7 protein-coding genes are annotated in these 7,260 nt (G+C 72.3%); 4 read left to right on the top strand and 3 right to left on the bottom strand.

Annotated elements, in window-relative coordinates:
* On the bottom strand, positions 1-734 hold a 734-nt coding region (locus VF612_RS11335; protein WP_408659959.1), incomplete at its 3' end, for an enoyl-CoA hydratase/isomerase family protein.
* A gap of 177 nt (positions 735-911) precedes the next feature.
* Between VF612_RS11335 and VF612_RS11330 the strand changes: the two genes are divergently transcribed.
* Together VF612_RS11330 and VF612_RS11325 are read left to right on the top strand one after the other, a co-directional pair.
* A complete protein-coding gene (locus VF612_RS11330; RefSeq protein ID WP_408657127.1) occupies positions 912-1,079 on the top strand; it encodes a DUF3117 domain-containing protein in 168 nt (55 codons plus the stop codon).
* 126 nt (positions 1,080-1,205) lie between these two features.
* Positions 1,206-2,663 carry a leucyl aminopeptidase family protein gene (locus VF612_RS11325; protein WP_408659958.1) on the top strand — a complete coding sequence of 486 codons (1,458 nt, stop codon included), beginning with the start codon at positions 1,206-1,208 and terminating at the stop codon, positions 2,661-2,663.
* A 38-nt stretch (positions 2,664-2,701) separates the two neighbouring features.
* Here the strand turns inward: VF612_RS11325 and glgA are convergent, their stop codons facing one another.
* Positions 2,702-3,874 (bottom strand): glycogen synthase, encoded by a 1,173-nt coding sequence (gene glgA, locus VF612_RS11320; RefSeq protein ID WP_408659957.1) that lies wholly within the window; start codon positions 3,872-3,874, stop codon positions 2,702-2,704.
* Positions 3,875-3,953: 79 nt separating this feature from the next.
* Between glgA and glgC the strand changes: the two genes are divergently transcribed.
* Positions 3,954-5,174, top strand: a complete 1,221-nt coding sequence (gene glgC / locus VF612_RS11315) for a glucose-1-phosphate adenylyltransferase (RefSeq protein WP_408659956.1) — start codon at positions 3,954-3,956, stop codon at positions 5,172-5,174.
* An 11-nt stretch (positions 5,175-5,185) separates the two neighbouring features.
* Positions 5,186-6,346 carry an NAD(P)/FAD-dependent oxidoreductase gene (locus VF612_RS11310; RefSeq protein WP_408659955.1) on the top strand — a complete coding sequence of 387 codons (1,161 nt, stop codon included), beginning with the start codon at positions 5,186-5,188 and terminating at the stop codon, positions 6,344-6,346.
* Here the strand turns inward: VF612_RS11310 and VF612_RS11305 are convergent.
* Positions 6,336-7,235, bottom strand: coding sequence for a LysR substrate-binding domain-containing protein (locus tag VF612_RS11305; protein ID WP_408659954.1), 900 nt, complete (start codon positions 7,233-7,235; stop codon positions 6,336-6,338). The genes VF612_RS11310 and VF612_RS11305 overlap by 11 nt on opposite strands.
* Between the last annotated feature and the right edge of the window lie 25 nt (positions 7,236-7,260).

Here is a 7,260-nt window from a genome sequence, read left to right as displayed (position 1 = left end):
CGGTGATCCTCGGTGGCGCCCGCGGCGGCCTGCAGCACGGCCTCGTTGCCCAGTGCCTCCTCGAAGGTCGCCGTCGCGCCGTAGTGGATGGCGTGCTTGATGCCCGCGTAGGCCACCGTCGGGCCGGCGGCGAGCTGGGCGGCCAACTGCTGGGCGGTGGGCAGCACCTGGTCGGCCGGCACCAGCTGGGTCACCAGCCCGTACTGCTGCGCCGTCTCGGCGGTGATCGGCCGGCCCAGCAGGGACAGCTCCAGCGCCCGGCCGGCGCCGATCAGCCGGGGCAACGTCCAGGACGCGCCGCTGTCCAGGCTCAGTCCCACATTGGCGAAGGCCAGCAGGAACTTGGCTCCTTCGGCCACGATCCGGAAGTCGCAGGCGAAGCTGAACGAGGCGCCGGCGCCGGCGGCCGTGCCGTTCACCGCGGCGATGACCGGCTTGGGCATCTGCGCCAGGGACAGCGCGATCGGGTTGTAGTGCTCGCTCACCGTGCTCAGCGGCGCCGGATCACCGGCCTGCAGCAGCTGGATGTGCTCGCTGAGATCCTGTCCGACGCAGAAGCCCCGGCCGCTTCCGGTCAGCACCACGGCCCGCACCGTGTCGTCTGTTCCGACATCTGCCAGCGCCTGGACCAGGGCGTCCTTGAGCTCGGTCGACAGCGCGTTCATCGACTCGGGACGGTTCATCGTCAGGGTGGCCACACCATCGGTGCGGTCGATCAGCAGCACGTCAGCCATAGCTGCAGCCTAGGACATCGCCCTCGGCCGGGAGCCGGGCGCAGGGGTGGATGTGCGGCAGGCGCCGGGCCGCTTTGGCCGCGTCACCGAGGATGCGAGACAATGTGATCAGCACTGTCCGGTTGTACGGGTGATCGGCTGACTGATGATGCAGTTCTTATCGCATAGGAGGCACGGATGGCGGCGATGAAGCCGCGGACGGGTGATGGTCCGCTGGAAGTCACCAAGGAGGGTCGCGGCTTGGTCATGCGCGTCCCGCTGGAAGGCGGCGGCCGTCTCGTCGTCGAGCTTTCTGCCGATGAGGCCAGCGCGCTGTCCCAGGCGCTGTCAGCGGCCGTAGGCTAGCGGGTCACCGATCGGCCCCAGTCGAGTTCGGTGCGCGCCGCCGTCAGGTGTGCGCCCGGGCATGGCTGGGGCCGCGCTGTGTCTGGCCTGATCTGAACCGCGACCCACACCCCTAAGAGGTCTCCTGTGATCCTGCTGCGGATTCCCGAACGCGCCGCCGCCGCCGATCTGGTGGCCGTCGGCCTGATCGGCTCAGAGCTGCAGACCAACGACGTGCCCACCACCGTCCTGCCGGTGACCGCCGTCGAGGCGTGCGAGCAGTACGTCGCGGCCGAGCAGCCCGGCGCCGAAGCCGGCAAGCTGCACACGGTCACGCTGCCCGGGGCGGTGCCGGCCACCGTGCTGATCGCCGGCATCGGCGATGGCGGGCCCGAGGACCTGCGGATCGCGGCGGTGGCGCTGGGCCGGCGGATCGAGCGGCTGCCCGAGTCCCGCAGCGCCTGCGTGGCCCTCCACGCCCCGAACCGCGAGCAGAGCCGGGCGCTGGCCGAGGGGCTGGTGCTCGGCAGCTACCGGTTCAGCAGGGCCTCCACGGAGCAGGATCCGCTGCACCAGGTCGACCTTGTCGGCGCGGTGGACCGGGCCGGCCTGGCCGCCGGCGACGAGGCCGCCGACGCTGCCGGCTGGGCGCGCGACCTCGGCAACACCCCGGCCAACGACCTGACCCCGGCCCGGCTCGGCGAGCTGGCCGAGCAGCAGCTGACCCCGGCTGGCTGCAAGGTGGCCGTGCGCGACGGCCAATGGCTGGCCGCCCAGGGCTTCGGCGGCGTGCTGGCAGTGGGCGGCGGCGCGGCTGCCGGCCCACGGCTGATCGAGGTCAGCTACCGGCCCCGGCGCAAGAGCGGTGCTCCCCGGCCGCCGCACGTGGTGCTGGTCGGCAAGGGCATCACCTTCGACTCCGGCGGGCTCAACCTCAAACCGCCCGAGGGCATGCGCAACATGCACACCGACATGTGCGGCGGCGCGGCGGTGCTCGGCGCGATCCAGTACGCGGCGATGCAGAAGCTGCCGATCTCGGTGACCGCCCTGGTGCCGGCGGCCGAGAACGCCGTATCGGGCACCGCCATGCGGCCCTCGGACGTGATCACGCACTTCGGCGGACGCACCACCGAGATCGGCAACACCGACGCCGAGGGCCGGTTGGTGCTCGCCGACGCGCTCTGCTACGCCGTCAGCCGGCTCAAGCCGGACGTCCTGATCGACATCGCCACCCTGACCGGAGCCATGCGGATAGCGCTCGGGCCGGAGACCGCCGGGTACTTCGCCAATGACGACGGCCTCGCCGATGAGCTGGAGCAGGCCGCCGAGGCGACCGGTGAGCCGATCTGGCGGATGCCGCTGGAGCACCGGTACGCCAAGCAGCTGGAATCCCCGGTGGCCGACGCGCGCAACGACCCCGGCATCCCTGGCGCGATCACGGCGGCGTTGTTCCTGCAGCCGTTCGTCGGCGGGGACGTCGCCTGGGCGCACCTGGACATCGCGGGGCCGGCCCGGGCCGCTTCGGACGGGCCGCTGCTCTGCGCCGGCGCCACCGGCTTCGGCACCCGGCTGCTGGCCCGCTACCTCGAGGCCGCGGCGAGCTGAGCGCCCGCTACTTCGAGGCCGCGGCGAGCTGAGCGCCGTCAGAGCAGCGATTCATACAGCTGGACGGTCCGGGCGGCGATCGCGTCCCAGCCGTACTCGCTGACCGCCCGGTCGCGCCCGGCCAGCCCCATCGCCCGCAGCCGGTCCGGATCACCGATCACCGAGTTGACGGCCGCGGCGAAGCCCGCCTCGAACTCCTCCGGCCGGGCGGCGTCGTAGTCCACCAGCAGGCCGGTCTCGCCCTCGACCACCACGTCCGGGATGCCGCCGACCCGGGAGGCCACCACCGCGGTCTCACACGCCATCGCCTCGAGGTTGACGATGCCCTGTGGCTCGTAGATCGACGGGCAGAGGAACACGTCGGCGGCGGTCAGCAGCTGCAGCAGCTCCTCGCGCGGCAGCATCTCCTGGATCCAGACCACACCCTCCCGGCCGGCCTGCAGCCGCTGGACGGCCGAGGTGATCTCGGCGGCGAGCTCCGGGGTGTCCGGAGCGCCGGCGCACAGGGCCAGCTGCACGCCGGGAGTGAAGCCGCCGGCCGCCGCGACCAGGTGCCCGACACCCTTCTGCCGGGTGATCCGGCCGACGAACAGCGCGATCGGCCGGTCGGGATCGAGCCCGTACCGCTGCAGCACGTCCCGGCCGGGCACCGGGTGGTAGAGCTCGGTGTCGATTCCGTTCGGGATCACCCGCACCCGGGACTCCTCCAGCGCCGGGTAGGCGGCGAGGATGTCGGCGCGCATCCCGGTGCTGACCGCGACCACCGCGGCCGCGGCCTCGTAGGCGCTGCGCTCGGCCCAGGACGAGATCCGGTAACCGCCACCGAGCTGCTCGGCCTTCCACGGCCGCAGCGGCTCCAGCGAGTGCGCGGTCACCACGTGCGGGATGTCATACATCATCGAGGCCAGGTACCCGGCCAGGTTGGCGTACCAGGTGTGCGAGTGCACCACGTCGGCGACCGACCCGCCGTCAGACATCAGACCGGCGGTCATCTCCAGGTCGACGCCCAGGGTGGCCAGCGCCGGGTTGGCCGCCGCCAGCCCCGGTGGCGTCCGGTAGGCATGCACGCCGGGCTCGTCCCGGTCGGCGCCGAAGCAGTGCACCTCGACGTCGATCAGCTTGCGCAGCTCCCGCGCCAGGAACTCGATATGGACACCGGCCCCGCCGTAGACCTCGGGCGGATACTCACGGCTGATCAGTGCTGCGCGCATGCCTAGCACGCTATCCCCTGAGCGAGCCGCACGGACGGCGAGGTGTGACGCCGCTGACAATCCGGTTTAGGGTGGCTCTATGGCTGCAGGCGTTCGGGTGCTCGGCATCGTGCTGGCCGGTGGTGAGGGCAAGCGGTTGTGGCCGCTCACCGCGGACCGGGCGAAGCCGGCGGTGCCCTTCGGGGGAAACTATCGGCTGATCGACTTCGTGCTGTCGAACATGGTGAATGCGGGCTTCCTGCGGATCTGCGTGCTCACCCAGTACAAGTCGCACTCGCTGGACCGCCATATCACCCAGACCTGGCGGATGTCGCAATTGCTCGGCAACTACGTGACCCCGGTGCCGGCGCAGCAACGGCTCGGCCCGCGCTGGTACACCGGCAGCGCCGACGCGATCCTGCAGTCGATGAACCTGATCTCGGACGAGAAACCGACCCACATCGTGGTCTTCGGCGCCGACCACGTGTACCGGATGGACCCCAAGCAGATGCTGGACCAGCACATCGAGTCCGGTTGCGGGGTCACCGTGGCCGGCATCCGGGTGCCGCGCGAGCAGGCCGACCAGTTCGGCGTGATCGACGCCGACGCCAACGGCAAGGTGCTGCAGTTCTTGGAAAAACCAGCGGAGCCACCCGGCTTACCCGATGACCCGGACGTCAGCTACGCCTCGATGGGCAACTACATCTTCAGCACCGAGGCGCTGATCGAGGCGCTGCGCGCCGATGCGGAGGACCCGACCTCGGTGCACGACATGGGCGGCTCGATCATGCCGTGGATGGTGGAGCGGGGCCGGGCCTCGGTCTATGACTTCGACGACAACGTCGTCCCCGGCTCCGAGGACCGCGATCGCGGCTACTGGCGCGACGTGGGGACCATGGACGCCTATTACGACGCGAACATGGACCTGGTCAGCGTCCACCCGATCTTCAACCTGTACAACTCCCAGTGGCCGATCTACACCTTCCACGAGCAGCTGCCGCCGGCCAAGTTCGTCGACGGCGGCCTGGCCCAGGAGTCCATCGTCGGCGCCGGGGCGATCATCTCCGGCTGCACCGTCCGGGGCAGCGTGGTGTCGCCCAACGTCAAGATCCGCAACGGCGCCTACGTCGAGGGCTCGGTGATCATGGACAACGTGGTGATCGGCGAAGGCGCGGTGGTACGCCGGGCGATCCTGGACAAGAACGTGGTGGTCGCCCCGGGCGCCCACATCGGGGTGGACCTCGACCACGACCGCGACCGCTACCACGTGTCCGAGAGCGGCGTGGTGGTGCTGGGCAAGGCCGAGCGGGCCGGCTTCTGAATGGGCTTGCGGTGACCGAGGTCGGCTGGGACGCCGATCCCGAGGTGGCCCGCTGGCAGGGGTTGCCGGCGCTGAGCGAGAACCTGCGGGCAGACGTGTGCGTGGTCGGCCTCGGCGGCAGCGGCCTGGCCGCGATCGGCGAGGTGCTGCGGCGCGGGCTGTCGGTGGTCGGCGTGGACGCCGGCCGGGTGGCAGCAGGCGCGGCGGGGCGCAACGGCGGGTTCCTGCTCGCCGGGCCGGCCATCGGCATCCACCAGGCCGGCGCCCGCTGGGATTCCGAAGCCGCACTGGAGCTGTATCGCCAGACGGTCATCGAGATCACCGACCTGGCCGGCCTGCTCGGCCCGGAGGTGGTCCGGCAGGTCGGGTCGCTGCGGATCGCCGGGCTGCCCGGGGACCCGGTGGACGAGGCCGAGGAGGCTGACCGGCAGGTCGAGCTCGCCGACTGCGAGCGGCAGTACGACTTCATGCGCCAGCACGGCATCAAGGTGGAGCGCTACGACGGCGAGCTGGGCACCGGGCTGTTCCTGCCCGAGGACGCGGCGATGAACCCGGCTCGCCGAGCGCTGGGGCTGGCCGCCCGGTACGCCGGCGATGCCAGGTTGTTCGAGAACAGCCCGGTCACCGCGATCAGCGAGGGCAGGGTCCAGACCCCCGGTGGCGCCGTCTCGGCCGGGCTGGTGGTGGTCGCCGTGGACGGCCGGCTGGAGGTGCTGCTGCCCGAGCTCGCCGGCCGGGTGCGCACCGCGCGGCTGCAGATGCTGGCCACCGAGCCGGTCCGGCCGGGCCGGTTGCCCTGCCCGATCTACGGCCGGTGGGGTTATGACTACGCCCAGCAGGACGCGGCCGGCCGGGTGTTCGCCGGCGGCGGCCGGGACCAGTTCACCGAGCAGGAATGGACCGCGCAGGCGGTTCCGACCGAGGGCGTACAGGCCTGGATCGAGCGGGTCGCGGCCCGGTTCGCCGGGGATCCGGTGGTGGTCAGCCACCGCTGGGCCGCCTCGGTCGGCTACACCGAGGACGGCCGTCCGGTGGTGACCGAGGCCCGTCCGGGGGTGGTCGCCTGCGGTGGTTACAACGGCACCGGCAACGTGGTGGGGCCGATCGCGGCCCGGGCAGCGGTGGCGCTGGGCCTGGACGGCACTGCTCCGGCGGCCTGTTTCAGCAGCTGAGACGGCTGGTGGCCTGGATCGCGGTGAGCGCTGCGGAGATCAGCCCGTTCGGCGCCGCCGCCCGGTGCAGCGCCGACACCGCCCGACGGGGTGGGCGGCCCGCCAGCGGCATCGCCAGCACGCCGTCGGTCTCGCTGATCCCCAGCCCCGGAACCAGCGCCACACCCAGCCCGGCCGCGACCAGGCCGCGGACCACCGAGTAGTCGTTGCTGCGGAAGCTGATCCGCGGCGCGAAGCCGGCCCGGGCCGCCAGCCGGTCCAGGTTCAGCGCGCCGGGGGAGCCGGCCAGCGGCGCGACCCAGCGCTCATGGGCCAGCGCGGCCAGCCGAAGCGGCCCGGCGCCGGCCAGCCGGTGTCCGGTGGGCAGCAGCAGCGACAGCGGCTCGCGCAGCAACGGGGTCTCGACCAGCCGGGCCGGCCAGCCGGCGGGCGCGCTGTCATAGCGGTAGGCCAGCGCCAGGTCGAGCTCACCGGCGAGCAGCCGGGGCAGCAGCTCGTCCAGCTCGCCCTCGTCCACCTCGATCTCCACGCCCGGACGCTGCTGGCGCAGGGTGGCCAGGGCGCCGGGCAGCAGCCTGGCCGAAGCGGTCGGGAAGCTGCCGATCCGCAACCGCCCGGCCTCGCCCCGCGCGATCGCGGCGACCTCGCGGTCGAGGGCGGCGAGCATCGCCAGCACCTCGGCGGCCCGCTCGGCCAGCAGCTGGGCGTGCGGGGTCGGCCGGACGCTGTGCGCGCTGCGCTCGAACAGCACCAGGCCGGTCGCCCGCTCCAGCGCCGACATCTGCTGGGAGACCGCGGAGGGGGTATAGCGGAGCTCCGCCGCGGCGCCGGCGTAGGAGCCGGTGGCCAGCACGGTGCGCAGGGTGTGCAGCTGATGCGGGGGTAGCATCAGCGCAGCTTAGGCTCCCAGGCTC

It is taken from the genome of Jatrophihabitans sp., assembly GCF_036388195.1.
In the GTDB taxonomy this organism is placed as follows: Bacteria; Actinomycetota; Actinomycetes; order Mycobacteriales; family Jatrophihabitantaceae; genus Jatrophihabitans_A.
This window is presented reverse-complemented; position numbering and strand designations above follow the sequence as displayed.